We start from the raw sequence: 23,317 nt of genomic DNA on the forward strand, positions 1-23,317 counted from the left end.
CCGGCCTAGCGTTCCCCCGTGCACCGCGAAACCCGCCCCGCCCCTTCGCCCTCCGACCGCCGCGGCACCCGGCGCGACCTGTACGCCGCCGGCGCCGCGGTCCTGCTCGTCGTCGCCGCCGTCGTCGTCGGCCGGCACATCGAGCAGCGCGACGGCACCCTGCGGGTCAGCTGGCCGCCGCTGTACGCCAACTGGCTGCCGCACACCGGCCCCGGCACCCCCGCCGCGCTGGCCGTCGCGGTGCTGCTCGTCGCGTACGGGCCGACCCTCGCCGCACGGCTCCCGTGGCGCGCCCTGCTCGGCGCGGCCTACGCGGCGTCCTCCGCCTGGACGTGGTCGCTCGCCCTGGTCGACGGCTGGCACTGGGGCATCGCCCGCCGCCTCACCACCAAGTACGAGTACCTGCAGGTCATCGACCGCTTCCAGGACATCCCGGAGACCCTGCGCAGCTTCACCCGGCACATCCTGATCGACTCCCCGGACCACTGGCCCGCCCACGTCGCGGGCCACCCGCCCGCCGCACCCCTCACCTTCGTGTACCTCGACCGGATCGGGCTCGGCGGCGGGGCGTGGGCGGGGGTGTGGTGCCTGCTCGTCGGCGCGAGCACATGCGTCGCGGTGCTCGTGACGGTGCGTGCGCTCGCCGGTGAGCACGGCGAGCAACTCGCCCGCCGCGCCGCCCCGTTCCTCGTCCTCGCCCCGGCGGCGGTCTGGACGGGCACGTCCGCCGACGGCTATTTCGCGGCGGTCGCGGCATGGTCGGTCGCGCTGCTCGCCCTGTCGGTCCGCCCGGTCCGCGCCTGGCCCCTCACGGCCGCCGCCTCCGGCCTCCTCTTCGGACTGACCTGCTACCTCTCGTACGGCCTGACGCTGTTCGCGGTCGTCGCGGCGACGGCCCTGCTCCTCGGGCGGAACGGGGCACGCGTACGGGTCCTGCCGTACGCCCTGCTCGGCGCGGCGGTCGTGCCGCTGCTGTTCACCCTGTACGGGTTCGACTGGTGGGAGGCGTACCGGCTGCTGGTCGAGCGCTACTACCAGGGCGCGGCCGGCATCCGCCCGTACGGCTACTGGGTGTGGGCCAACCTCGCGTGCACCGTGCTCGTGGTGGGGCTCGCGACGGTCGCGGGGCTGCGGCGGGTGGAGCGGGGCGGGTTGGGGGTGCTGTTGGCGGGGGTGCTGGTCTCGCTTCTGATCGCCGATCTGTCGGGCATGAGCAAGGCGGAGACGGAACGCATCTGGTTGCCGTTCACGCAGTGGCTCCTGGCGGCGGGAGCGTTCCTCCCGAGCCCGCGGCCGTGGCTGGCCGCCCAAGCAGCACTGGCGTTGCTCGTCAACCACCTGCTGCTGACGGGCTGGTGAGGAATTCTCCCCACCCCGCCCCTTCCCGAAAGTCCTCAGCGGACGGCTCTGGGGGCTGCGCCCCCAGCCCCCGCTTTCGGGGGCCAGCCCCCGGACCCCCGCTCCTCAAACGCCGGAGGGGCTGGTTTTTCAGGGGCGCGGGGAACTGCGCGGCCAGCCACGACGGCGCCGCAGGCTTTCGGGAAGGGGCGGGGAGGGGCAAAAGATCGAGCCCGTCCGGCGATTGAGGACGCGAGCCCGCAGGGCGATGCAGTCGGCGGCAGGGCGCAACAACCTCATTCCTCCGGCAGCACCGCGCTCAACCGCTGCAGCGTGACCTCCCGGCGGAGGTCGATGTGGGCGTACGCCAGCGCCTCGGCCAGCTGCGGCCGCCCCGCGTACACCGCCGCGCACAAGTTCCGATGCTCCTCGCAGTGCAACCGCGGCCCGCCCGCGGTGGACGTGAGCCGGAACAGCCAGTGCATCAGCCCGATGGACGGCTGCAACGACGCCTGCAGCAGTCGATTGCCCGTCATCGTGATCAGCTCGGCGTGGAACGCCGTGTTCGCCGCCGCGATGTCCGCCGCGCAGTCCCGCCGCGTCGCGTCCTCCGCCTGGTCCATGACCCGCCGCAGCCCCGGAAGGGCGTGCCCCTGCGCGGTCAGTTCGGCGGCGCGCCGGGCGGCGAACACCTCCAAGCTCAGCCGCAGGTCGAACAGTTCGTCCACGTCCCGCAGCGTGAGCCGCCGCACCGTCGCGCCCCGGCGCGGCGAAAGCACCACGAGCCCCTCCGCGGCGAGCCGCACGAGCGCCTCGCGGACGGGGATGCGGGACACGCCGAGCGCGTCGGAGAGCTCCCGCTCCCGCAGCCGGGACCCCTGCGGGTAGGTGCCCGCGTGGATCCCGGCGCGTACGAGGGCCTCCGCCCGGTCGGCGTGCGTGGCGACGGCGGGGACACCCGGGGCCCCCACGACCCCTGTCTCCCCGGTGGTGCCGCGGACGGTCACGCCCCGGTCCGGTACGGCGGGAACGTCGGCGGGAACAGCGTGTCCGGGTCGCGGCGCAGCCCGTCCCGCTCGGTGTACGCCGACCGCATCTTCTCGAAGAGGGCCTGGGCGCGCTCCCGCAGGGCGGGCAGGTCGACGCCGGGGAGCGCGCCGTCGACGAGCACGGGCCGCCCGGCGACCACGGAGTTCGTGGCCTGGCGTGCGGTGCCGCTGAGCAGGAACGTGCGGACGGGGTCGTCCTGCACGCCGTCGCGGATGTCGCCGATGTCGAAGGCGACGGCGTCGGCCTGCGCGCCGGGCTCCAGGCGGCCGAGGTCGCCGCGGCCGAGGGCGCGCGCCCCGCCGAGGGTGGCCGCGTCGACGTAGTGCTCGGCGGCCCCCGCGTCCATCCGCCCGTCGACCAGCTTCGCGAGGTGCACGCCGACGTCCATGCCGCGCACCAGGTCGGGCGGGAACGAGTCGGTGCCGAGGCACAGGTTGAGCCCGGCCTCCCGGTACGCGTCGAAGGAGTGCAGGGCCGAGCCGTACCGCAGCGAGGTGAGCGGGCAGTGCACGACGGACACCCCGGCGCGCGCGAGCCGGGCGAGGTCGCCGCGGTCCTCGCCGTGCACGTCGGGGTGCCGGTCGACGACCACGGTGTGCGGGACGAGCAGCCGCAGTTCGGGGTCCAACAGGCCGGTGTCGTCGAGGAGTTGGAGGGGTGTCACGCCGTGCCGCCGCTGCACGACGGCCCGTTCCGTCATGCCCTGCAGGGCGTGCAGCCGGACGAGGACGTCCCGTTCGCGGGCGGTCGCCGCGGTCGCGCGCAGCAGTTCCTCGGTGAGGGTCTCGATGCGGCAGGGCAGGAGTACGCCGGTGAGCAGCGGGTCGGCGAGCTTGTCGAGGTGGTCGAGGAACCGGACCGCGTCCCGGAGGCCCGCCCGCCCCTGCTCCTCGTCGAAGGCGACGTCCCGACCGCCGTCCGGCAGGGCCACGTTGATCCCGGAGCGGTAGGCGGGCCCTAGGTAGCCGCGCAGGCCGAGCCGGCGCGAGAGGTCGGCCATGGTGACGAGTTCCTCGTACGGCTCGGCCCAGGAGCTGTGCACCTCGGAGGCGATCGGCATGTACGTGGTGATGCCGTGCAACGCCAGCTGGACCAGGGCGTATGTGCGGACGGTGGCGCGTTCCTCGGGGGTGAACACGTCGCGGCGGCGGTGCCGGAAGTAGTCGAGGGACCACTGCAGGCCGCGGCCGCGCTCGGCGTCGTGCCACGAGTCGAGGACGAGGTGGTCGATGTCGGTGAGCGCGTCCAGGTCGATCAGGCCGGGCAGCACCAGGGACTCGCCGAGGTCGCGGTCCTCGTCGACGGGTCCGTCGTAGCGCGGCCCGACGTAGACGATCACGTCGTCCTCCCACACCAACTCCCCGTCCCGCAGCAGCACGTGGCCGCCGTCCTGGTGGGCGAGTACGTGCCGGGCACGCCAGCGGGTGCGCATGGGACCTCCAGGGGAGTCGGAGCGGGCCGTCATCGTAAGGAATGGCATACCAAAGGAGAAGGTGGCGTCGGGTATCTCCGAAAATTCCTGGAGAACCCTGGTGGCGACTCCGCGCCTTGGTATACCGTCCCGGCCATCCCAGCCCCTCGAGCGCAAGGACCGACGTGACGGATCCGCATGAGTCGCCGAGCAAGACGCCTCGCGTCAGCGTGCCGGAGCCCGCTGACGCGAAGGTGGCCACCCTGTCCCCGCCGCCCGCCGGGGCCGCGTCCCCCGCGCCCGCCGCCGACGGACCCGCGGGGGACGGACCCGCGAAGGGCGGTTCCGCGAAGTCCGGTTCCGGGAAGACCGGTTCCGCGAAGTCCGGCCCCGGGAAGACCGGTTCCGGGGCCGCCGAGATCGACACCGGGCGGACCCTCCTCGGCACGGCCTGGCTGCGGATCCGCCGCAGCCGGATCGCCGTCGCCGCGCTGGTCGTCGTCTCCCTGATCGTGCTGTTCGCCGTACTCGCCCCGCTCCTCGTGGCCATCGAGGGGCAGGACCCGTACACCTCCCGCACCGGGCCCGACTACCTCGACGAGTTCTACACACCCGGACTGCCCCTGGAGTACTACCGATTCCCCTCCACCGAGCACTGGCTCGGCATCGAACCCGGCCTGGGGCGCGACATCTTCGCGCGCATGGCCTACGGGGCCCGGATCTCGCTGACCATCGCGCTGCTCTCGACCCTCGTCTCCGTGGTGCTCGGCACCGTCCTCGGCGCGGCCGCCGGCTACTTCGGCGGCAAGGTCGACATGGTGATCAGCCGGATCATGGACCTGTTCCTGGCCTTCCCGCACCTGCTCCTGGTGCTGTCCCTGACCCCGATCATGCAGTCCCGGCTCGGCGGCACCGCCCTCGACAACGGCAGCCTGCTGCCCATCGCCTCACTGGTGATCATCCTGGGCTTCTTCGGCTGGGCCTATCTGGCCCGCGTCGTGCGCGGACAGGTGCTCTCGCTGCGGGAGCAGGAGTTCGTCGAGGCCGCCCGCGCCTACGGCGCCTACCGCCGGTCGATCATCTTCCGGCAGATCATCCCCAACGTCATGGGCGTCGTCCTCGTCTACGCCACGATGATGATCCCCACCAACATCACCGCCGAGGCCGCCCTCTCCTTCCTGGGCGTCGGCGTGAAGGACCCCACTCCGTCCTGGGGCCAGATGCTCAACGCCGCCCAGGCCGGCAACTGGTACCTCTCCGACCCCTGGTTCCTGGCCGTACCCGCCGGGGCCCTGGTCATCACCGTGCTCGCCTTCAACCTCCTCGGCGACGCCGTCCGGGACGCTCTCGACCCCAAGTCGTCCCGCTGACCCGGCAGTTGAGCACGCCCCGCACATCCCCGGGCACCCCTCTGCAAGCCGTACACCCCCCACGCGCCCTCCTTCCCCCTCCCATCCGCATGGAGACGCAGTGAACCGACGTACGAAAGCCGCCATCGCCCTCGCCGTCAGCGCCGGGCTCGCCCTCACCGCCTGTGGCGGGCCCAAGCCCGCCCCCGGCTCCGGTTCCGGTGCGAACGCCGACGCCTTCGAGCCCGTGACCATCGGCAAGGGCTTCACCGGCAAGGGCGGCAACGTCAACGTCCTGATGTCGACGGACTTCCAGACCCTCGACCCGGGCAACAGCAACTACGTCCAGACCGCCAACGTCGGCCAGCTCTACTACCGCACCCTCACCATGGCCAAGGAGACCGCAGGCCAGCCGCCGAAGATCGTCCCCGACCTCGCCACCGACCTCGGCAAGCCCTCCAAGGACGGCCTGACCTGGACGTACACGCTCAAGAAGGGTTTGAAGTTCGAGGACGGCAAGCCGATCACGTCCAAGGACATCAAGTACGGCGTCGAGCGCACCTACGCCCGCGACGTCTTCACCCAGGCCCCGCAGGAGCTCAACTCGGCGCTCGCGGACGACGGTTACAAGGGTCCGTACTCCGACGGCGACTTCAAGGCCATCGAGACGCCCGACGACCGCACCATCGTCTTCCACCTGAAGCAGCCCTTCGCCGAGTTCCCCGCCCTCGTCTCCCGCTCCAACACGGCGCCGGTGCCGAAGGCCAAGGACACCAAGCTCGACTACACCAACCACCCGGTCTCCACCGGCCCGTACAAGATCAAGTCGTATCAGCGGGGCCGCTCCATGAAGCTGGTCCGCAACGACCAGTGGGACCCGAAGACCGACCCCCACCGCACCGCGCTGCCCGACACCTTCACCTTCAGCCTCTCCACCGCCCAGGCCACCATCAGCCAGCAGCTGCTCGCCGACTCCGACCCGAACGCCATCACCCTCGACAGCGCCGGCGGACTCCAGGCCTCCGACGCCGCCAAGCTCAACGAGCCGAAGATCGCCAAGCGCACCGCGGCCGGACTGCTCGGCTGCACCGACGTCCTCGGCTTCAACACCGAGTCGATCACCGACCCCGACGTCCGCAAGGCGATCGCCCTCGCGATGGACCGCAAGGCCATGCAGATCCAGTACGGCGGCAACCGCTTCGGCAAGCTCACCCAGTCCTTCATCAACCCCTCGCAGCGCGGCTACGTCAAGCAGCACACCGACCTCGACCCGTCCGGCAAGCCCAAGCTCGCCGAGGCGAAGAAGCTCCTCGAAGGCAAGAAGGTCCCGAAGAAGCTGGTCTACGGCTACGCGGACGCCACGCCCCGCTACAAGAACATCGGCACCACCCTGCAGCAGAACCTGAAGAAGATCGGCATCGACCTCGAGCTGCGGCCCATCCCCGCCGCCAACTACTACACCGTCCTCGCCAGCGACAAGCTGCCCGACATCGCCCGCAGCGGCTGGTGCGGCGGCGCCGACAGCGGCTCGGTGCGCACCACCGTCGACCCGAACCTGGGCCCGAGTCTGGACGGCAAGACGTACGGCTTCTCCAACAGCCAGCGCTACTACGACAAGAAGATCTCCGGCGCCATGTACAAGCTGCGCGGCGAGAACGGCACCAGCGAGGAACTCGGCAAGAAGTGGGCCACCCTCATGGACCAGGCCATGCAGTCCTACCCGCTCGTGCCGCTGGTCCGCTCCTTCACCAACAGCGTCGTCGGCTCCAACATCCGCAACGCGCAGGTGGGTTACTTCTTCGGAGCCATCGACCTGTCGACCGTCGGCGTCGAGCGCTGACCGGAGAGGCTTGAGGAGTACGCGCCCATGACCGGTTTCCTGCTGCGGCGGTTCGCCGCGATGATCGCCCTGCTGGTCGTCATCAGCTTCGTCACGTTCAGCCTGTTCCAACTGGGGCCCGCCGACCCGGCCGCGGCGGCCTGCGGACAGGAGTGCACCCCGGCCCGCGTCGCCGAGGCCCGCGTGGCCCTCGGCATGGACCAGCCGTTCCTGTCCCAGTACGTCAGCTACATGTCGGGGCTCCTCGACAGCCGGCTCGTCGGCGCACCCGGCACGCAGACCGTGTGCGAGTGGCCCTGCCTCGGCAAGTCCTTCCAGACCAACGAGGACGTCACCGCGATCCTGGAGCGGGCCCTGCCGTACACCCTGTCGGTGGCCAGCGGCGCGATCGTCCTGTGGACCCTCGTCGGCGTCGGCCTCGGGCTGCTCGCCGCGCTCCGCAAGGACAAGCTCACCGACAAGCTGATCGTGGGCGCCGCCTCCGTCGGCGTCTCCCTGCCCATCCCGGTGACCGGCCTGTTGCTGCTGCTCGTCTTCGTCAGCGGCCTCGACCTGTTGCCGTTCACCACCAACGAGATCGCCTCCCCGTTCGGCGCGGCCGGACCCGGCGCCTGGTTCCTCAACTACCTGTTGCCGTGGGTGGCGTTGGCGGTGCTGTTCTCCGCCCAGTACATCCGCGTCACCCGCGGCAACATGCTGGAGACGTTCGGCGAGGACTTCATGCGCACCGCCCGCTCCAAGGGCCTGTCCCGCCGCGGCATCGTCTTCAAGCACGGCGCCCGGGCCGGCATCACGCCCGTCGTCACCATGCTCGGCCTCGACATCGGGCTGCTCCTCGGCGGGGCCGTCCTCACCGAGCAGATCTTCTCCGTACCGGGCATCGGCTTCACCGCGGTGCGCGCCGCGCAGGCCGGTGACCTGCCCGTCACCATGGCCATCACGATGATGGCCGCGTTCTTCATCATCGTTGCCAACGTCGTGGTCGACGCCGCCTACGCGGTGATCGACCCGCGAGTGAGGGTCGCCTGATGACCACGACAACTCCCGTACGCACACCGCTCCTCGAAATCCGCGACCTGCACGTCTCCTTCCCCACCGACGACGGCGTGGTGCACGCGGTCAACGGCATGGACCTGACCCTGGCCCGCGGCGAGACCGTCGGCATCGTCGGCGAGTCCGGCTCCGGCAAGACCGTCACCAGCCAGGCCCTGATGGGACTCTTCAAGGGCAGCAGGGCCACCGTCAGCGGGCAGATCCTGCTCGACGGCGAGGATCTCGTGCCGCTCACCGAGGCGCAGATGCGCGCCTACCGCGGCAAGAAGATCGCCATGATCTTCCAGGACCCGCTCTCCGCCATGCACCCCTTCTACCCCGTGGGCGCGCAGATCGCCGAGGCGTACCGGGTGCACAACGCGGTCTCCAGGAAGGCCGCCGCGGCCGTCGCCGTCGACATGCTCGGCCGCGTCGGCATCCCCGACCCGGCCCGCCGCTACTCCGCCTACCCGCACGAATTCTCCGGCGGTATGCGGCAGCGCGCGATGATCGCCATGGCTCTCGTCTGCGAGCCCGAACTCCTCATCGCCGACGAGCCCACGACGGCCCTCGACGTCACCGTGCAGGCGCAGATCCTCGACCTGCTCGGCGAGCTGCAGTCCGAGACCGGCGCCTCGGTGATCCTCGTGACCCACGACCTGGGCGTCGTCGCCGAGGTCTGCCACCAGGTCGTCGTCATGTACGGCGGCGAGTGCGTCGAGCAGGCCACCGTCGCCGAACTCTTCCGCGACCCCCGGCACCCGTACACCCAGGGCCTGTTGGCGTCGATGCCGTCGCTCGCCGGCACGTCCGACCGGCTCGCCCCGATCCCCGGCTTCCCGCCGTCCCTGCTCGCCCTCCCGGACGGCTGCCTGTTCGCCGACCGCTGCCCGCAGACCCACCAGGTGCCGGACCAGGCCTGTACGACGACCCGGCCCACCCTCACCGTCGGCGCGGGCTCGGTGGGGCACCCGTCCCGCTGCCACCTCACGCCCACGGAACCCGCACCGCCCACGGAACCCGCACCGCCCACGAACCCCGCACCGCCCACGAACCCCGCACGGCCCACGGACCCCGCACGGGAGGTGGCGCGATGACGCCGCTGCTCCAAGTCACCGACCTCACCAAGCACTTCCCGGTACGCGGCGGCTCCTCGCTGCTGCGCTCCCAGCGCGGGCTCATCAAGGCCGTCGACGGGGTCTCCTTCTCCGTGGACGCGGGCCAGACCCTCGGCCTCGTCGGCGAGTCCGGCTGCGGCAAGTCGACCACCGGCCGGCTCCTGATGCGGCTCCTCGACCCCACCTCCGGGTCCATCAAGCTCGACGGGCAGGAGATCGCCGAGCTGCGCCGCTCCGGGCTCCAGGAGTACCGGCGGCGCGTGCAGATGGTGTTCCAGAACCCGTCGTCGTCGCTCAACCCCCGCCAGTCCGTGGGCAGCGCCATCGCCGCCCCGCTGCTCGCCCAGGGCATCGAACCGCCCGGCGGCGTCAAGGCGAAGGTGCGGGACCTGATGGACCGGGTCGGCCTGCGCCCCGACCACTACAACCGGTTCCCGCACGAATTCTCCGGCGGCCAGAAGCAGCGCGTCGGCATCGCCCGCGCCCTCGCCCTCGACCCGCACCTGATCATCTGCGACGAGCCGGTCTCGGCCCTCGACGTGTCCGTGCAGGCCCAGGTGATCAACCTGCTGCAGGACATCCAGCGGGACACCGGCGTGGCGTATCTGTTCATCGCCCACGACCTGTCCGTCGTCAAGCACTTCGCCGACCGCATCGCCGTCATGTACCTGGGCCGGATCATGGAACACGGCCCCACCGACGAGGTGTTCGGCGCCCCGCGCCACCCCTACACCCGCGCCCTCCTCTCCGCCGTACCGCAGGCCGACCCGGAGGCGGACCGCAGCGGCCGCATCCGCCTCACCGGCGACCTGCCGAGCCCCGCGAACCCGCCGAGCGGCTGCGTCTTCCGCACGCGCTGCCCGGCCTACGCCGAACTCGGCGCGGAACGGCAGGAGTTGTGCCGTACGGGCGTCCCGCACCGTGAAGTCGCCTGCCACCACACGGAGTTCGTGGGGGAGACGCTCCGTACCGCCGTCGCCGCCGAATGACCCAGATCCGCGCAAGTGAAAGGTGACCGAACCATGTTGATCCGTGACGTCCGCCCCTGGGGCGGGGAGCGCAGCGATGTCGAGCTGTCCGGCGCGCGCATCGCCGCGGTCCGCCCGCACGACCCGGCCGCACATCCGGCGCGAGGGGCGGTCGAGGGCCGCGGGCGGCTGCTCCTGCCCTCCTTCAGCGACGTGCACGTCCATCTGGACTCGACCCGGATCGGCCTGCCGTTCCGCCCGCACACCGGCGGCCCGGGCGTCTGGACGATGATGATGAACGACCGCGAGAACTGGCGGGACGCCGAAGTCCCGCTGCAGGAGCGGGTCGCGGGCACCCTGGAGCGCATGATCGCCCGCGGCACCACCCGGGTCCGGTCGTATGCGCAGGTCGACGTCGACTGCAAGCTGGAGAAGTTCGAGGCCGTGGTCGCCGCGAAGGAGAAGTTCGCGGGGCAGGCCGAGGTGCAGATCATGACGTTCCCGCAGGCGGGCATCCTCCGCGAGGAGGGCACCGCCGACTACCTGGAGGCGTCCCTGAAGGCGGGCGCCGACGTGATCGGCGGCATCGACCCGTGCACCCTCGACAAGGACCCGAAGGGCCACCTCGACGTGGTGTTCGGGCTCGCCGAGAAGTACCAGGTGGAGGTCGACATCCATCTGCACGAGCCCGGCCATCTGGGCATCTTCTCCACCGATCTGATCCTGGAGCGCACCCGCGCCCTCGGCATGCAGGGCAAGGTCACGATGTCGCACGCCTACGAGCTCGGCTCGGTCTCCGAGTCGGAGAGCCGCCGCCTGATCGACGCCTTCGCCGAGCTCGACGTCGCCATGGCCACGGTCGCCCCGTCGGCGCGCGGCCAGCTCTCCCTCGTCGACCTGACGGAGGCGGGCGTACGCGTCGGCCTCGGCCAGGACGGCCAGCGCGACTACTGGAGCCCGTACGGCAACTGCGACATGCTCGACCGCACCTGGCAGCTGGCGTTCACCCACAACTTCCGCCGGGACGAGCACATCGAGATGTGCCTCGCGGTGGGCACGATGGGCGGCGCCTCGATCATGAGCCACGACGTCCCGCGCCTCGCGGGCACCGCCGACCGCCCCGGCCTCGCCGTCGGCGACCGCGCGGACCTGCTCCTGGTCGACGGCGAGACCCCGACGAGCGCGGTCATGGACCGGGGCACGGACCGCACGGTCCTGCACGACGGCGTGGTCGTCGCGGAGGGCCTCGAACTCGTCGGCCGCTGAGCCCTGTCGACGTACGTCACCGACATGCGAAGGCCGCTCTCCCGGACCGGGAGGGCGGCCTTCGCTGCTGCTCGTCCGTACGTCCGTCAGTGGCCGGCGGTGAGCTGGCCGGCGAGGCGGTCGTGCATGGCGGCGCTCGGCTCGTTGAGGCCGACGATGGTGACCTTCTTGCCGCGGTCGGCGTACTTGGTCTCGACGGCGTCGAGCGCGGCGACGGACGAGGCGTCCCAGATGTGCGCGTCGGTGAGGTCGATGACGACGTCGTCCGGGTCGTCCTTGTAGTCGAACTGCGTGACCAGGTCGTTGGACGAGGCGAAGAACAGCTCGCCGGTGACCGCGTACACGACCTGCTTGCCGTCCGGGTCGACGACGGCGGAGACCTGGGCGAGGTGCGCGACCCGCTTCGCGAAGATCACCATCGCCGTGACGGAGCCGACGACCACGCCGACGGCGAGGTTGTGGGTGACGACCACACAGGCGACGGTGACGACCATGACCGTGGTCTCGCCGACCGGCATCCGCTTCAGCGTCCTGGGCTTGATGGAGTGCCAGTCGAACGTGGCCACGGAGACCATGACCATGACGGCGACGAGTGCGGCCATCGGGATGTCCGAGACGAGCGGCCCGAAGACGATGCACAGCACCATCAGCAGCGAACCCGCCAGGAAGGTGGAGAGTCGGGTGCGCGCCCCGGACACCTTCACGTTGATCATCGTCTGGCCGATCATGGCGCAGCCGCCCATGCCGCCGAAGAAACCGGTGACGATGTTGGCGATGCCCTGCCCGATGGACTCGCGCGTCTTGTCGGAGCGGGAGTCCGTGATGTCGTCGACGAGCTTGGCCGTCATCAGCGACTCCATCAGGCCGACGAGCGCGAAGGCGAACGCGTACGGCGCGATGGTGGTGAGCGTGTCCAGCGTGAACGGCACGTCCGGCAGACCCGGGACGGGCAGGGAAGAGGGCAGCTCGCCCTTGTCGCCGACGGTCGGGACCGCGATGCCCGCGCCCACGGTGATCACGGTGAGGATCACGATCGAGACGAGCGGCGCGGGCACGGCCTTCGTGATCCTCGGGAACAGCACCATGAGGGCGAGGCCCCCGAGGATCAGCGGATAGACGGGCCACGGCACGTTCCGCATCTCCGGCAGCTGCGCCATGAAGATCAGGATCGCCAGCGAGTTGACGAAGCCCACCATCACGCTGCGCGGCACGAACCGCATCAGCCGGGCCACGCCGAGGGCGCCCAGGACCACCTGGAACAGCCCGCCGAGGATAACGGCGGCGACGAGGTGGCCGAGCCCGTACTCGTGGTTGAGGGGCGCGATGACCAGGGCGATGGCGCCGGTCGCGGCGGAGATCATCGCCTTGCGGCCACCGACGACGGAGATCACGACGGCCATCGTGAACGAGGCGAACAGACCGATGCTCGGGTCCACCCCGGCGATGATCGAGAACGAGATCGCCTCGGGGATCAGCGCGAGGGCCACGACGAGCCCGGCGAGCACCTCGGTACGGAACACCTTCGGCGAGGCGAGCCAGTCCGGCCGGGACAGCCGCAGCCCCGGGCGCTTCGGGGACGGGGTCGGGGAAGGGTTCTGGGCAGGGGACAGCGGTGTGGACATGCAACCGTTTCTCAGGGGAGCGGGCGCCGTCGCCCGGAAGTCTTGGAGTCGGCCCGCCCCCGTACCCTTTACCGATCGAGGCACGGCTCCGGCGAGCGCCTCCCAAACTCTACCCTGACGTGAGGGAAGAGTTCGAATCGGTGGCCAGAAGAACCGGTGGCCAGAAGGAGAAAGCACGGCGATGAGTGAGCGGCAGATGCAGATCGGCGAGGTGGCCGAACGGACCGGCCTGTCGCTGCGCACCATCCGTCACTACGAAGAAGTGGGCCTCGTCATCCCCTCCGCCCGCAGCAAGGGAGGCTTCCGTCTCTACACGGCGACGGACGTCGACCGCCTCATGGTGATCCGCCGGATGAAGCCGCTCGACTTCTCCCTGGAGGAGATGCGGGACCTCCTGGAGGTCACCGACCGCCTCGGCGCCACCGACGATCCGCCCGCGGACGAGGAGTTGAAGCTCCTGCGCGAGCGCCTCGACGCCTACCGCGAGGAGGCCGACGCCCGCTGCGAGAAGCTCCGCAGCCGCCTCGCGATGGCCGAGGAGTTCGCCGCGACGCTGCGCGGCAGGCTGGAGGCGTAGCCGCTCCGGACCGGGGTGCGGTCCGCCATCCGAGTGCCGGAGTCCGACCTGCGGCCCGGGGTTCCGGGGAGCATCAAGGGTGATTCATACGTTTAACGGATGATTCCTTCCTTTGTGCGCGTCGTCCTTGCCGGCGCCCTGGTCTCGGTGCTCGGCGCCCAACTCCTCGCCCCGGCCCCCGCCTCGGCCGCCGGCCCACGACAGGAACCCACTCCGCCGCACCCCGCGGCCGCCGCCCCGCCCGCCTGGCTGTACCGCGCCGGAACCCAGGTCAGGGCGCGGCCCTCCGCCCCCGCCCTGCCGCGCGACGTCTCGGCGCTGTCCTGGGTGGTGGCCGACGCGGACAGCGGTGACGTGCTCGCCGCGCACGACGCGCACCGCAGACTGCCGCCCGCCAGCACCATCAAGACCCTGTTCGCCCTCACCGCCCTGCCCCAAGTGCCGGGCACCGCACAGCACACGGTGACCGACGCCGAGCTCGCGGGCGTGGGCGAGGGCAGCAGCCTCGTCGGCGTGGACGCGGGTCGCACCTACCGGGCCGCCGACCTGTGGCGCGGGGTCTTCCTCAGCTCAGGCAACGACGCCGTGCACGTCCTGGCCGAGATGAACGGCGGCTGGCGGGAGACCGCCCGGCGCATGCAGGCCAAGGCCCGCGCGCTCGGCGCCCACGACACCCATGTCGTCTCGCCCGACGGGTACGACGCCCCGGGCCAGGTCTCCTCCGCGTACGACCTCGCCGTGTTCGGGCGGGCCGGGCTCGCGCACCCGGAGTTCCGCCGCTACTGCTCGACGGCGCTCGCCAAGTTCCCCGAGGGTGCCTGGTCGTACGACATCCAGAACACCAACCGGCTGCTGTCCGGCGCCGACGGCGTCGCCCCGTACCCCGGGATCATCGGGGTCAAGAACGGCTACACCAGCGGGGCCGGGCACACGCTGATCGCCGCGGCGAAGCGCGGGGGCCGCACGCTCGTCGTCTCCGTCATGAACCCGCAGCAGGGCGACGGCTTCGCGGTGTACGAGGAGGCGCGGGCGCTGCTCGACTGGGGTTTCGCCGCCGACGGGCACGTGCGCCCGGTCGGCTCGCTCGAACCGCCCGCGCCCAAGGCCGTCGCGGGCGCCGCGGCCGCGGCGCCGTCGGCGGCCGGGGCCGACGAGGAGGGCTGGGCCGGCACCGCGGGCGCGACGACCGGCGTCGGCGTGGCGGTGCTCGCCGCGTGGGCCGCGTATGTCGTACGGCGGCGGCGTCTGCGGAGGGAAGGCGGCGTGCGCGCGGAGTGGTAGCGGCTGTTCCAGGTTCGACGAGGCGCCCGGCGGGGCTGATCCGCCGGGCGCCTCCGTCTTCGGTCGTAGGGCCCAGCGGGCTTTTGGACGTAGTTCACGACCAGCCCCCTTGATACCCCTCGGGGGTATGTTATGTTTCCCTGCGTCAGGTACCCCGTGGGGGTATCCAGGTGAAGGGATGGGATCATGTCTACGGCCAACCCCAGACGCTGGTGGGCACTGCTCGTGCTCGCCGCCGCGCAGTTCATGGTGATCATGGACACCAGCATCATCGGAGTCGCACTCCCCGAGATGCAGCGCGAACTCGGCTTCTCCCAGGGCGAGTTGCAGTGGGTGTTCAACGCCTACGTCATCGCCTTCGGCGGACTGCTGCTGCTCGGCGGGCGGCTCTCCGACCTCCTCGGCGCCCGCAAGGTCTTCAACGCCGGCTGGGTCGTCCTCATCGCCGGATCCGTCGTCGCCGCGGCCGCCCAGACCGCGTGGGTCGAGATCGCCGGACGGGCCGTGCAGGGCGTCGGCGGCGCGCTGATCGCCCCGTCCGCCATGACCCTCCTGATGGTCCTCTTCGCCCACGACCCGCGGGAGTTGGGCCGCGCGATGGCCCTCTACGGCGCCGCCGCACCCGCAGGCGGCACAGCCGGCGTGTTCCTCGGCGGCGTCTTCACCGAGTGGCTGAGCTGGCCGTGGATCTTCGTCATCTACGTGCCGATCGGCCTCGCGACCCTCGCCGCCACCAAGCTCCTGCCCGCCGTCGAGTCCCGCCGCGGCGCCGTCGACGTCCTGGGCGCCGCCGCCGTCACCGCCGGTCTCGCGCTCGCCGTGTTCGCGATCGTCCGCGCCGAGCACGTCGGCTGGGGCTCCGCCGCAACCGTCCTCCAACTCGTCGGCGCCGCCGCCCTGTTGGTGCTCTTCCTGGTGATCCAGAAGTCGGTGCGCCGGCCGCTCATGCCGCTCGCCGTCTGGCGCGTGCCGCGCCTCGGCTCCGCCAACCTGGCCATGGCGCTGCTCGGCGCCGCGTGGATCCCGATGTGGTACTTCCTCAACCTCTACCTCCAGCAGGTCCTCGGCTACGGGGCCTTCGCCTCGGGCGCCGCGCTCCTCCCGATGACCGTCCTGCTGATGATCTTCATGACGGCCGTCACCGCGAAGCTCCTCGCCCGCTTCGGCGCCAAGCCCCTGATCGGCGGCGGACTCCTCGTACTCGCGGCCGGACTCGTGTGGCTGTCGGCGGTCGAGCCCACCGGGTCGTTCGTCGTCGACGTCCTGCCCGCCTCGCTGGTCGCCGCCCTCGGCATGTCCCTCGCGTACATCCCGGCGATGATGGCCGCCATGTCCGGGGCGCCGCAGGAGCAGGCGGGGCTCGCCTCCGGCATCGTCAACACCACCTACCAGGTCGGCTCCGCCCTCGGCCTCGCCGCCCTGACCGCACTCGCCGCGTCCCAGGGCGCCGGCCGGCTCGGCGACCTGCCCGCCCTGACCGAAGGGTTCGGCGCCGCGTTCCTCGGCGCCGCCGCGATCGCCGCACTCGGCGGCCTCGTCACCCTGCTCGCGATGCGCGCCGAACCGCCCGCCCCCGCGGCCTGACAGGAAGGGGACGCCACGGGTGAACGGGTCGGCGTGTAGCGGGGTGGGGTCGTACCGCCACCCGCCGCCGTCCACCGGCCTCCGCCCACCGAAGCCGCCCGCCGAAGCCGCCCGCCGTTCCGCCAGGACGCCGGGCGGCTTCGTCGTGTGCCGGGGGGCGTTGCCGTCAGCGTTTGACGCGTCCGCGGACGGCGAGGACGGCGAAGGCGAGGAGGGCGGGTTCGAGGAGGCGCGAGGTCATCTCGATGTAGGTGCCGGCCGTGGTCAGGTCCTGTCCGCTGGAGCGGAACACCACGGAGTTGAGGGTGACGTTGAGGGCCCTCTCGAAGCGTCTGCCCGTGAACCTGTCGCCGGTGGGGTTCTGCGGGTCGTCCTTGTCGATCTCGAGGGTGACTCTGCCTCCGCCGGGCGGCACGACGCCGGTGGCCTGCTGCTTCGGGGACTCCTGGGGGAGTCCGAAGGCCATCAGCAGCGTGATCGTGACGACCATGGCGGCGGCGAGCCAGACCAGGGCCCTGGACGCTCGCATGCCGTAGCCCGACAGGAGCCAGTAGGCGCGGAGCAGGGCGCGTTCACCCCGCGGTATGTCTTCGGCGTGCCGGCGCATTTCCATTTCGCCGTAGTAGAAGTCCGCCGCTCCCGGCTCGTGCTTGCCGTCCTCGAACGACTTGCGCAGAGCCCGGTAGATCGGCGCCAACTGCAGGGGGCCGATACGGGAGTTGCCCTCTGCCGCATTCCATCCCCGGACCCCGCCCGGCCGGCTCGCGCGCCAGTGGTGTTCTTCGGCGAGGGTGCGACGCGGAGTGAACCAGAGGGGGAGCCCGCGCCGCCAGCGTCTGCCGGGCGGGACCGACGCGAAGGTGCAGTTGCCTTCCAGCCGCAGCTGGTCCAGATGTACGGCCCCGGCGAACAGGCAGCGCGACAGGTCCAGGTCGGAGAGAACCAGATGAGCCGTGTCCACCCCGCGCAGCGACTCCAACCGCACGGTGTTCCCAAGGGAGTTGGCGAGGAGTTCCTCTGTCAAAGGCTGCTCGTCGAAGAACGTGAAGAGGGCGGGCTCCGAGGCGATGGTGAGCGGGTGTTCGAGGACGCTCTGGGAGAGGTCCACCGTCGCGTGGCGCAGACGCAGCTCCGCCGTCGACAGCCAGCGGGTCCGCCAGCACTCCAGGCGGTGCGCGGCGAGCTCGACGCTCGCCGGACCGCTGAACATCGCCCTGGACAGACTGACTCGCCCGGCGCACATCAACGGCCCGAGCGTCACGGGTTGTTCGAAGACCGCACCCTCGAAGCTTGCGTCGCCTTCGCAGGTCGTCCCGTGGAAACCGACGCTGCCTTGGAACGTCGACGCGTCGAAGCGGGCATCGCCTTGAAGGGTGCATGCGTAGAACGCGACTTCTTCCTTGAAAGTCACGAACGGAAAGAGGGCACTTTCCTGGAAGACCGCACGCGCGAACACGGCATCGCCGAAGCTCGCCGCCGGAAATTGGGCATCCTTCCTGAACGTCGCATAGGCGAACCAGGCTTGTCTGTGGAACGTCGCCGATGAGAAACCATTGGTGCTCTCGAAGACCGCCGATCCGAACCAGGCGCCGTCCAGGAAATTCGCTTCCTTGAACAGGGCCTCGTCCTGGAAGGTGGCCGATTCGAAATCGACTCCGCCCCTGAAGGTCGCCGAGCCGAAATCGGCCCTGCCCGTGAACGTGGCGAAGCCGAACCGCGAGGCGCCGAGGCAGGGAAGCCGGGTGGCGGGATCGAGCAAGGCGCCGAGCAGGGAACGGAGGAGCTGCTCGGTGAAGGGCGTGCCCCGGTGGTCGATGTCGGCGCCGGGTGAAAGGCCGGTGAGGTAGGTGTCGCGCTCGACGTCGGAGAGGTGGGCGAGGCACGCGGTGTATCCGGCCACACGGACGCCGGAACAGCCCACGGGGTCGGCGGGCGGAGCCGCCCCGTGTCCGCAGTGCGCCCAGTCAGGCCGCTCGGGCGGGGGAGGAGGGGGAGTGCTCATGGGCGGGCGGCTCCAGGCGTGTGCGCCCTTCGAGGGGCGGCGATGACGGCGGGCGGCGCCTGCCCATCCTGCCGCCGACGACGCCCAAGTCGCCCTCGCCCCAAGTGAATTCGGACAACCGGCCCGGCCCGCCGGGCCGCACCGCGAAAACCATTGGCGGCCGATGCGCCGGCCTTCCTATCCTGGACCCGTTCCGAAGGGCTGCTCCAAGCGGCCCGCAGCAGCCGTGTGTTCCGGGAGGTGTGACTGATGACTGTCGCTGTGACGGGCGCTGCCCGCGTCCAGAAGTCCGTCGTTTCCGCCCCCGTGGTCACCGGCTGAACCACCCACTGACACCGCACCGTTCGTGCGCAGCCGGGGCCGCCCTGTGAAGGGTTCCCCTTGAATTCCTCTTCCGTTTCTTCTTCCGCGTCGTCCTCGTCCTCGCTGCCCGCGCACCCGCTGTCCCCGTACGGCTGGGACGCGGACTGGGAGGCGGTGTTCGCGCCGTACGCCGAGCAGGGGCTCGTGCCCGGCCGGGTCGTGCGGGTCGACCGCGGGCAGTGCGACGTCGTCACGCCGGCCGGGACGGTCCGCGCCGACACCGAGTTCGTCGTGCCGCGCGACCCCGCCAAGGTCGTCTGCACCGGAGACTGGACCGCCCTCGACCCGGAGGGCGGCGACCCGAGGTACGTACGGGCGCTGCTGCCGCGGCGTACGGCGTTCCTGCGCAACACCTCGTCCAAGCGGTCCGAGGGCCAGATCCTCGCCGCCAACGTCGACCACGCCCTGATCGCGGTCTCCCTGGCCGTCGAGCTCGACCTGGGCCGGATCGAACGGTTCCTCGCGCTCGCGTGGGAGTCCGGCGCCCAGCCCGTCGTCGTGCTGACCAAGGCCGACCTCGTCCCCGACCCCGCCACGCTCGGGCACCTCGTCGCCGACGTCGAGTCCGCCTCGCCCGGCGTGCAGGTGCTGCCCGTCAGCGCCACCGAGGGGGAGGGCACCGAAGTGCTCGCGGCGGTCGTCGCGGGCGGCACCAGCGTGCTGCTCGGCCAGTCCGGCGCCGGGAAGTCCACGCTCGCCAACGCCCTGCTCGGGGCGGACGTGATGACGGTGCAGGCCGCCCGGGACGTCGACGGCAAGGGCCGGCACACGACGACCACGCGGAACCTGCTCGCGCTGCCCGGCGGCGGCGTGCTGATCGACACCCCGGGGCTGCGCGGAGTGGGCCTGTGGGACGCCGAGTCCGGCGTCGGGCAGGTCTTCGCGGAGATCGAGGAACTGGCCGCCGACTGCCGGTTCCTGGACTGCGCGCACGAGTCCGAGCCGGGCTGCGCCGTGCTCGCCGCGCTCGACGAGGGCGCGCTGTCCGAGCGGCGGCTGCAGAGCTACCGCAAGCTGCTGCGCGAGAACCGGCGGATCGTCGCCAAGACGGACGCCCGGCTGCGCGGCGAGATCCGCCGCGAGTGGCGGGTCAAGCAGGCGCAGGGCCGGGCGGCGATGGAGGCCAAGCGCGGCCCCTCGTCGGCGCGCCACCGGTACTGACCGGGCGCGACCGCAGCGGGAACGCTCAGGTCGCGACCGTCGCGGAAAACACTTCGGGTACGGGGCGCGAAACCCGTACCCGAAGGGGCCGGTGCCTGGCCGGGCACCGGGGAGAGGGCCCGTCGGCCGGCTGTGGCGGCCTGGCCGGCGGGCCCGTTTCGTACGTCTCCGTACGGTGATTCCGTGCCCGCTACTTGACGAAGCGGTAGCTGTTCCAGGCGTCGGCGCCGGGCGCGATGTCGCCGGTCAGCTTGCTGCCGACGTGCTTGGACTCGCCCGTGCAGTCCTCGCCGACGTACGCGACCAGGTCGGCCATCGTGCGGTTCTCGATCTTGCCCGCGCCGCCCTTCATGACGTGGCAGCCCTCCAGGCGCGGGTTGGTCTCCGAGTGGCCCTCGGCCTCCGCGCCGTGCTCGCCCGCGGCGGCCTCCTCGCCGTGACCCTCCTGCGCGGCCTCCTCGCCGTGACCGGCCTGCTCGTCCTGCGCGGCCTCCTCACCGTGACCGGCCTCCTCGCCCTGGCCCTCGGCGGGCGTCGCGGCGACGGGCTCGTACTTCACGATGCCGACCGCGGCCTGGTCCTCGAAGCCGCAGGCGGTGGCGGAGAGGGCGAGCAGGGCGGTACCGGCGCAGAGGGCGGCGAGACGGCGCCGCTGGGGGCGGACGGAAGCAGACATGGCAGGTCCTGTTCTGGCAACGACGGACAACGGCTGGCAAAGGCAGGCTGGTACCCAGCGGCACACAGCGGCACTCAGTGTCGCCCACCGGCCCCGCCCGCACGCGCGCGGGGTGCCCACAACGGGCTCCACAGGCGACCACGGAACAATACGCCCCCCGAGCGCCGTGTCCGAATCCCGCCAGAACTCCCCGGCCGCGGGGCGCACACTGGATCCGTGATCGATGAGGAGACCGGATACGAGGCGGTGCGCAGCCGCGATGCCCGTTTCGACGGTGAGTTCTTCTTCGCCGTCGAGACCACCGGCATCTACTGCCGGCCCAGCTGCCCCGCCGTCACGCCCAAGCGGAAGAACGTCCGCTTCTACCCGACCGCGGCCGCCGCCCAGGGCAACGGCTTCCGCGCCTGCCGCCGCTGCCGGCCCGACGCGGTGCCCGGCTCCGCCGAGTGGAACGTGCGGGCCGACGTGGTGGGCCGCGCCATGCGCATGATCGGCGACGGCGTCGTGGACCGCGAGGGCGTCCCCGGCCTCGCCGTGCGGCTCGGCTACAGCGCCCGGCAGGTGCAGCGCCAGCTCACCGCCGAGGTGGGCGCGGGGCCGGTCGCGCTCGCCCGCGCGCAGCGCGCGCACACCGCGCGGCTGCTGCTGCAGACGACGCGGCTGCCGGTCACCGACATCGCGTTCGCCGCGGGCTTCGCGAGCGTGCGGCAGTTCAACGACACGATCCGGCAGATCTACGCCCGCACGCCCACCGCGCTGCGCGCCGAGGCGGCCACGAAACTCCCCGCGCCCGCCCCCGCCGACCCGGCGGCGCCCCTCGCGGGCGTGCCGCTGCGCCTCGCGTACCGCGAGCCGTACCACCGCCCGGCGGTCTTCGACCGGCTCGCGGCCGAAGTCGTCGCCGGAATCGAGGAGTTGACGGGCCCGCCGGGCGCCCGCACCTACCGGCGTACGCTACGGCTCCCGCACGGCACCGGCATCGCCGCCGTCGACGAGGCCGCGGCCGGGCCCTGGTTCGACGCCCGCATCCACCTCACCGACCTGCGCGACCTGACGGCCGCCGTGCAGCGGCTGCGCCGCCTGTTCGACCTGGACGCCGACCCGCAGGCCGTCGACGAACGGCTCGCCGCCGCGCCCCGGCTCGCCCCGCTCGTCGCCGCCCGCCCCGGGCTCCGCTCGCCGGGCGCCGCCGACGCGGAGGAGCTCGCCGTCCGCGCGCTCGTCGGCCGCGCCGGGGCCGGGCGGCTCGTCGCCGAGTACGGCAGGCCCCTGGACGTGCCGTGCGGCGCGCTCACCCATGTCTTCCCCGAGCCGAAGGCCCTCGCCGAGCACCTGCCGCTCGCGGCCGCCCTGGAGGACGGCTCCGTCCGCCTCGACCCGGGCGCCGACCGCGACGACGCCGAGCAGGCGCTGCGCACGGTGCCCGGTGTGGACGCGGCGACGGCGGCGTACGTCCGGATGCGGGCCCTCGGCGACCCGGACGTGGCGGTCCCGGGCCGGCCGGCCGACGACGCGTGGCGCCCCTGGCGCTCGTACGCCCTGCAACACCTGTACGCCGAGGGCGAGTCCGCCCCCGGCGCCGACCGCCCCTACCTCCCCTTGGAGCAGCCGTGACCACGTACTACACCACCCTCGACAGCCCGCTCGGCGAGCTGCTGCTCGCCGGGGACGGCTCGGGGGCGCTCAGCTCGCTCTCCGTGCCCGGCCAGAAGGGCGGCCGCACGGTGCAGCCGGACTGGCGGCCCGACCCGGCCGCGTTCACGGAGGCGACGGCGCAGCTGCGGGCGTACTTCGCGGGCGAGCTGAAGGAGTTCGACCTGACGCTGCACACCGCGGGCACCGAGTTCCGCGAGCGCGTGTGGGCGGCCCTGGACACGGTCCCGTACGGCGCGACGACCAGCTACGGCGAGCTGGCCGCGGCGATCGGCGCCTCCCGCGCCGCGGTCCGCGCGGTGGGCACGGCGATCGGCGCCAACCCGCTGCTCGTCGTCCGCCCCTGCCACCGGGTGATCGGCGCGGACGGCTCCCTGACCGGGTACGCGGGCGGCCTCGACCGGAAGCGGGCACTGCTCGGGCTCGAGGGGGCGCTGTGAGCGGGGCTTGAGGGGGCGCTGCGGGCACGGCGCGCGCCGCAACAGCGAGGACGGCCCAACCCCAACCGGCGGGCGGGGGCGGCTCAGCCCCAGATCAGGACTCCGAGCCACGCCCCCACGATCAGGAGGCAGGCGAACAGCTCGACGAGGACGCTCGTGCCGACCGCGCGCATCGCCGCCCGCGTGGACGACCAGGCCGCGCCGTGGCTGCCGAGGCGGAGCCGCTCGGACAGGTAGACGCCGCCGATGAAGCCGGGCACGGAGCCGATCACGGGCACGACGACGAACCCGACGAACGCGCCGACGCCCGCGCACACCACCATGCGCCGGGTGATGCCGACGCCCCGGATCCGGCGCGGCGGCAGCCGCCAGCGGACCGCGTGCTGCAGGAGCAGCAGGGCCGTCGCCCCGACGAGCACGCCCCACGCCGCCCCCGACTGGTCCTGCAACGCCCACCACACCACGCCGCCCCACACGAGCAGCGTGCCGGGCACCCCCGGAATGAGCAGCCCGACGAGCCCGAGCAGCAGCACCGCCCCGACCAGCAGCAACTCCCACACGCCCATCTGCCCAGCGTGCCGGACGC

General features: G+C 72.1%; 19 protein-coding genes. 13 read left to right on the plus strand and 6 right to left on the minus strand.

The window, feature by feature from the left end; all coding sequences use genetic code 11:
- Positions 1–18 precede the first annotated feature (18 nt).
- Positions 19–1,359, plus strand: a complete 1,341-nt coding sequence (locus ACIDOF_RS24980; RefSeq protein WP_409008320.1) for a hypothetical protein — start codon at positions 19–21, stop codon at positions 1,357–1,359.
- Positions 1,360–1,634: 275 nt separating this feature from the next.
- Here ACIDOF_RS24980 and ACIDOF_RS24985 read toward each other — a convergent pair whose 3' ends face one another.
- Together ACIDOF_RS24985 and ACIDOF_RS24990 are read right to left on the minus strand one after the other, a co-directional pair.
- Positions 1,635–2,309 (minus strand): GntR family transcriptional regulator, encoded by a 675-nt coding sequence (locus tag ACIDOF_RS24985; RefSeq protein WP_409008321.1) that lies wholly within the window; start codon positions 2,307–2,309, stop codon positions 1,635–1,637.
- A 32-nt stretch (positions 2,310–2,341) separates the two neighbouring features.
- Positions 2,342–3,820: a chlorohydrolase family protein gene (locus ACIDOF_RS24990; protein ID WP_409008322.1), complete on the minus strand. Its 1,479-nt coding sequence runs from the start codon at positions 3,818–3,820 to the stop codon at positions 2,342–2,344.
- A gap of 398 nt (positions 3,821–4,218) precedes the next feature.
- Between ACIDOF_RS24990 and ACIDOF_RS24995 the strand changes: the two genes are divergently transcribed.
- The 6 genes from ACIDOF_RS24995 (at position 4,219) to ACIDOF_RS25020 (ending at position 11,372) form a co-directional block, all read left to right on the plus strand.
- Positions 4,219–5,169: an ABC transporter permease gene (locus ACIDOF_RS24995; RefSeq protein WP_409008471.1), complete on the plus strand. Its 951-nt coding sequence runs from the start codon at positions 4,219–4,221 to the stop codon at positions 5,167–5,169.
- 100 nt (positions 5,170–5,269) lie between these two features.
- Positions 5,270–6,988, plus strand: a complete 1,719-nt coding sequence (locus tag ACIDOF_RS25000; protein WP_409008323.1) for an ABC transporter substrate-binding protein — start codon at positions 5,270–5,272, stop codon at positions 6,986–6,988.
- 27 nt (positions 6,989–7,015) lie between these two features.
- Positions 7,016–8,017, plus strand: coding sequence for an ABC transporter permease (locus ACIDOF_RS25005; RefSeq protein ID WP_409008324.1), 1,002 nt, complete (start codon positions 7,016–7,018; stop codon positions 8,015–8,017).
- On the plus strand, positions 8,017–9,117 hold the full coding sequence (locus ACIDOF_RS25010; RefSeq protein ID WP_409008325.1) for an ABC transporter ATP-binding protein: 1,101 nt from the start codon (positions 8,017–8,019) through the stop codon (positions 9,115–9,117). The genes ACIDOF_RS25005 and ACIDOF_RS25010 overlap by 1 nt, the downstream gene beginning before the upstream one ends.
- A complete protein-coding gene (locus tag ACIDOF_RS25015; RefSeq protein WP_409008326.1) occupies positions 9,114–10,127 on the plus strand; it encodes an ABC transporter ATP-binding protein in 1,014 nt (337 codons plus the stop codon). The genes ACIDOF_RS25010 and ACIDOF_RS25015 overlap by 4 nt, the downstream gene beginning before the upstream one ends.
- A 33-nt stretch (positions 10,128–10,160) precedes the next feature.
- The gene (locus tag ACIDOF_RS25020; RefSeq protein WP_409008327.1) at positions 10,161–11,372 is read left to right on the plus strand and encodes an amidohydrolase; all 1,212 of its coding nucleotides are present in this window, start codon (positions 10,161–10,163) and stop codon (positions 11,370–11,372) included.
- Positions 11,373–11,458: 86 nt separating this feature from the next.
- Here ACIDOF_RS25020 and ACIDOF_RS25025 read toward each other — a convergent pair whose 3' ends face one another.
- Positions 11,459–12,994, minus strand: coding sequence for a SulP family inorganic anion transporter (locus tag ACIDOF_RS25025; RefSeq protein ID WP_409008328.1), 1,536 nt, complete (start codon positions 12,992–12,994; stop codon positions 11,459–11,461).
- 181 nt (positions 12,995–13,175) lie between these two features.
- On the opposite strand from ACIDOF_RS25025, the gene ACIDOF_RS25030 reads away from it, so the two are divergent.
- The 3 genes from ACIDOF_RS25030 (at position 13,176) to ACIDOF_RS25040 (ending at position 16,436) form a co-directional block, all read left to right on the plus strand.
- Positions 13,176–13,571, plus strand: coding sequence for a MerR family transcriptional regulator (locus tag ACIDOF_RS25030; protein WP_409008329.1), 396 nt, complete (start codon positions 13,176–13,178; stop codon positions 13,569–13,571).
- A gap of 99 nt (positions 13,572–13,670) precedes the next feature.
- On the plus strand, positions 13,671–14,852 hold the full coding sequence (locus ACIDOF_RS25035) for a D-alanyl-D-alanine carboxypeptidase family protein (protein WP_409008330.1): 1,182 nt from the start codon (positions 13,671–13,673) through the stop codon (positions 14,850–14,852).
- A gap of 186 nt (positions 14,853–15,038) precedes the next feature.
- The gene (locus tag ACIDOF_RS25040; protein ID WP_409008331.1) at positions 15,039–16,436 is read left to right on the plus strand and encodes an MFS transporter; all 1,398 of its coding nucleotides are present in this window, start codon (positions 15,039–15,041) and stop codon (positions 16,434–16,436) included.
- A 166-nt stretch (positions 16,437–16,602) separates the two neighbouring features.
- On the opposite strand, the gene ACIDOF_RS25045 is transcribed toward ACIDOF_RS25040, so the two are convergent.
- The gene (locus ACIDOF_RS25045; RefSeq protein WP_409008332.1) at positions 16,603–18,336 is read right to left on the minus strand and encodes a pentapeptide repeat-containing protein; all 1,734 of its coding nucleotides are present in this window, start codon (positions 18,334–18,336) and stop codon (positions 16,603–16,605) included.
- Positions 18,337–18,819: 483 nt separating this feature from the next.
- Between ACIDOF_RS25045 and rsgA the strand changes: the two genes are divergently transcribed.
- Complete coding sequence (gene rsgA / locus ACIDOF_RS25050) at positions 18,820–19,962, plus strand: ribosome small subunit-dependent GTPase A (RefSeq protein ID WP_409008333.1); 1,143 nt, start codon at positions 18,820–18,822, stop codon at positions 19,960–19,962.
- 190 nt (positions 19,963–20,152) lie between these two features.
- On the opposite strand, the gene ACIDOF_RS25055 is transcribed toward rsgA, so the two are convergent.
- The gene (locus tag ACIDOF_RS25055; RefSeq protein ID WP_409008334.1) at positions 20,153–20,638 is read right to left on the minus strand and encodes a hypothetical protein; all 486 of its coding nucleotides are present in this window, start codon (positions 20,636–20,638) and stop codon (positions 20,153–20,155) included.
- A gap of 219 nt (positions 20,639–20,857) precedes the next feature.
- On the opposite strand from ACIDOF_RS25055, the gene ACIDOF_RS25060 reads away from it, so the two are divergent.
- Positions 20,858–22,252, plus strand: coding sequence for a bifunctional transcriptional activator/DNA repair enzyme AdaA (locus ACIDOF_RS25060; protein WP_409008472.1), 1,395 nt, complete (start codon positions 20,858–20,860; stop codon positions 22,250–22,252).
- On the plus strand, positions 22,249–22,731 hold the full coding sequence (locus tag ACIDOF_RS25065; RefSeq protein ID WP_409008335.1) for a methylated-DNA--[protein]-cysteine S-methyltransferase: 483 nt from the start codon (positions 22,249–22,251) through the stop codon (positions 22,729–22,731). The genes ACIDOF_RS25060 and ACIDOF_RS25065 overlap by 4 nt, the downstream gene beginning before the upstream one ends.
- An 83-nt stretch (positions 22,732–22,814) precedes the next feature.
- On the opposite strand, the gene ACIDOF_RS25070 is transcribed toward ACIDOF_RS25065, so the two are convergent.
- Positions 22,815–23,297 carry a DUF456 domain-containing protein gene (locus ACIDOF_RS25070; protein WP_409008336.1) on the minus strand — a complete coding sequence of 161 codons (483 nt, stop codon included), beginning with the start codon at positions 23,295–23,297 and terminating at the stop codon, positions 22,815–22,817.
- Between the last annotated feature and the right edge of the window lie 20 nt (positions 23,298–23,317).

It is taken from the genome of Streptomyces sp. Da 82-17 (assembly GCF_046098215.1).
In the GTDB taxonomy this organism is placed as follows: domain Bacteria; phylum Actinomycetota; class Actinomycetes; order Streptomycetales; family Streptomycetaceae; genus Streptomyces.

Excerpts from the sequence above, each read along its gene's own strand:
- ACIDOF_RS24990 (WP_409008322.1), bottom strand. The coding sequence starts at position 3,820 with ATGCGCACCCGCTGGCGTGCCCGGCACGTACTCGCCCACCAGGACGGC.
- ACIDOF_RS25005 (WP_409008324.1), top strand. The coding sequence starts at position 7,016 with ATGACCGGTTTCCTGCTGCGGCGGTTCGCCGCGATGATCGCCCTGCTG.
- ACIDOF_RS25010 (WP_409008325.1), top strand. The coding sequence starts at position 8,017 with ATGACCACGACAACTCCCGTACGCACACCGCTCCTCGAAATCCGCGAC.
- ACIDOF_RS25015 (WP_409008326.1), top strand. The coding sequence starts at position 9,114 with ATGACGCCGCTGCTCCAAGTCACCGACCTCACCAAGCACTTCCCGGTA.
- ACIDOF_RS25020 (WP_409008327.1), top strand. The coding sequence starts at position 10,161 with ATGTTGATCCGTGACGTCCGCCCCTGGGGCGGGGAGCGCAGCGATGTC.
- ACIDOF_RS25025 (WP_409008328.1), bottom strand. The coding sequence starts at position 12,994 with ATGTCCACACCGCTGTCCCCTGCCCAGAACCCTTCCCCGACCCCGTCC.
- ACIDOF_RS25030 (WP_409008329.1), top strand. The coding sequence starts at position 13,176 with ATGAGTGAGCGGCAGATGCAGATCGGCGAGGTGGCCGAACGGACCGGC.
- ACIDOF_RS25035 (WP_409008330.1), top strand. The coding sequence starts at position 13,671 with ATGATTCCTTCCTTTGTGCGCGTCGTCCTTGCCGGCGCCCTGGTCTCG.
- ACIDOF_RS25040 (WP_409008331.1), top strand. The coding sequence starts at position 15,039 with ATGTCTACGGCCAACCCCAGACGCTGGTGGGCACTGCTCGTGCTCGCC.
- ACIDOF_RS25055 (WP_409008334.1), bottom strand. The coding sequence starts at position 20,638 with ATGTCTGCTTCCGTCCGCCCCCAGCGGCGCCGTCTCGCCGCCCTCTGC.
- ACIDOF_RS25070 (WP_409008336.1), bottom strand. The coding sequence starts at position 23,297 with ATGGGCGTGTGGGAGTTGCTGCTGGTCGGGGCGGTGCTGCTGCTCGGG.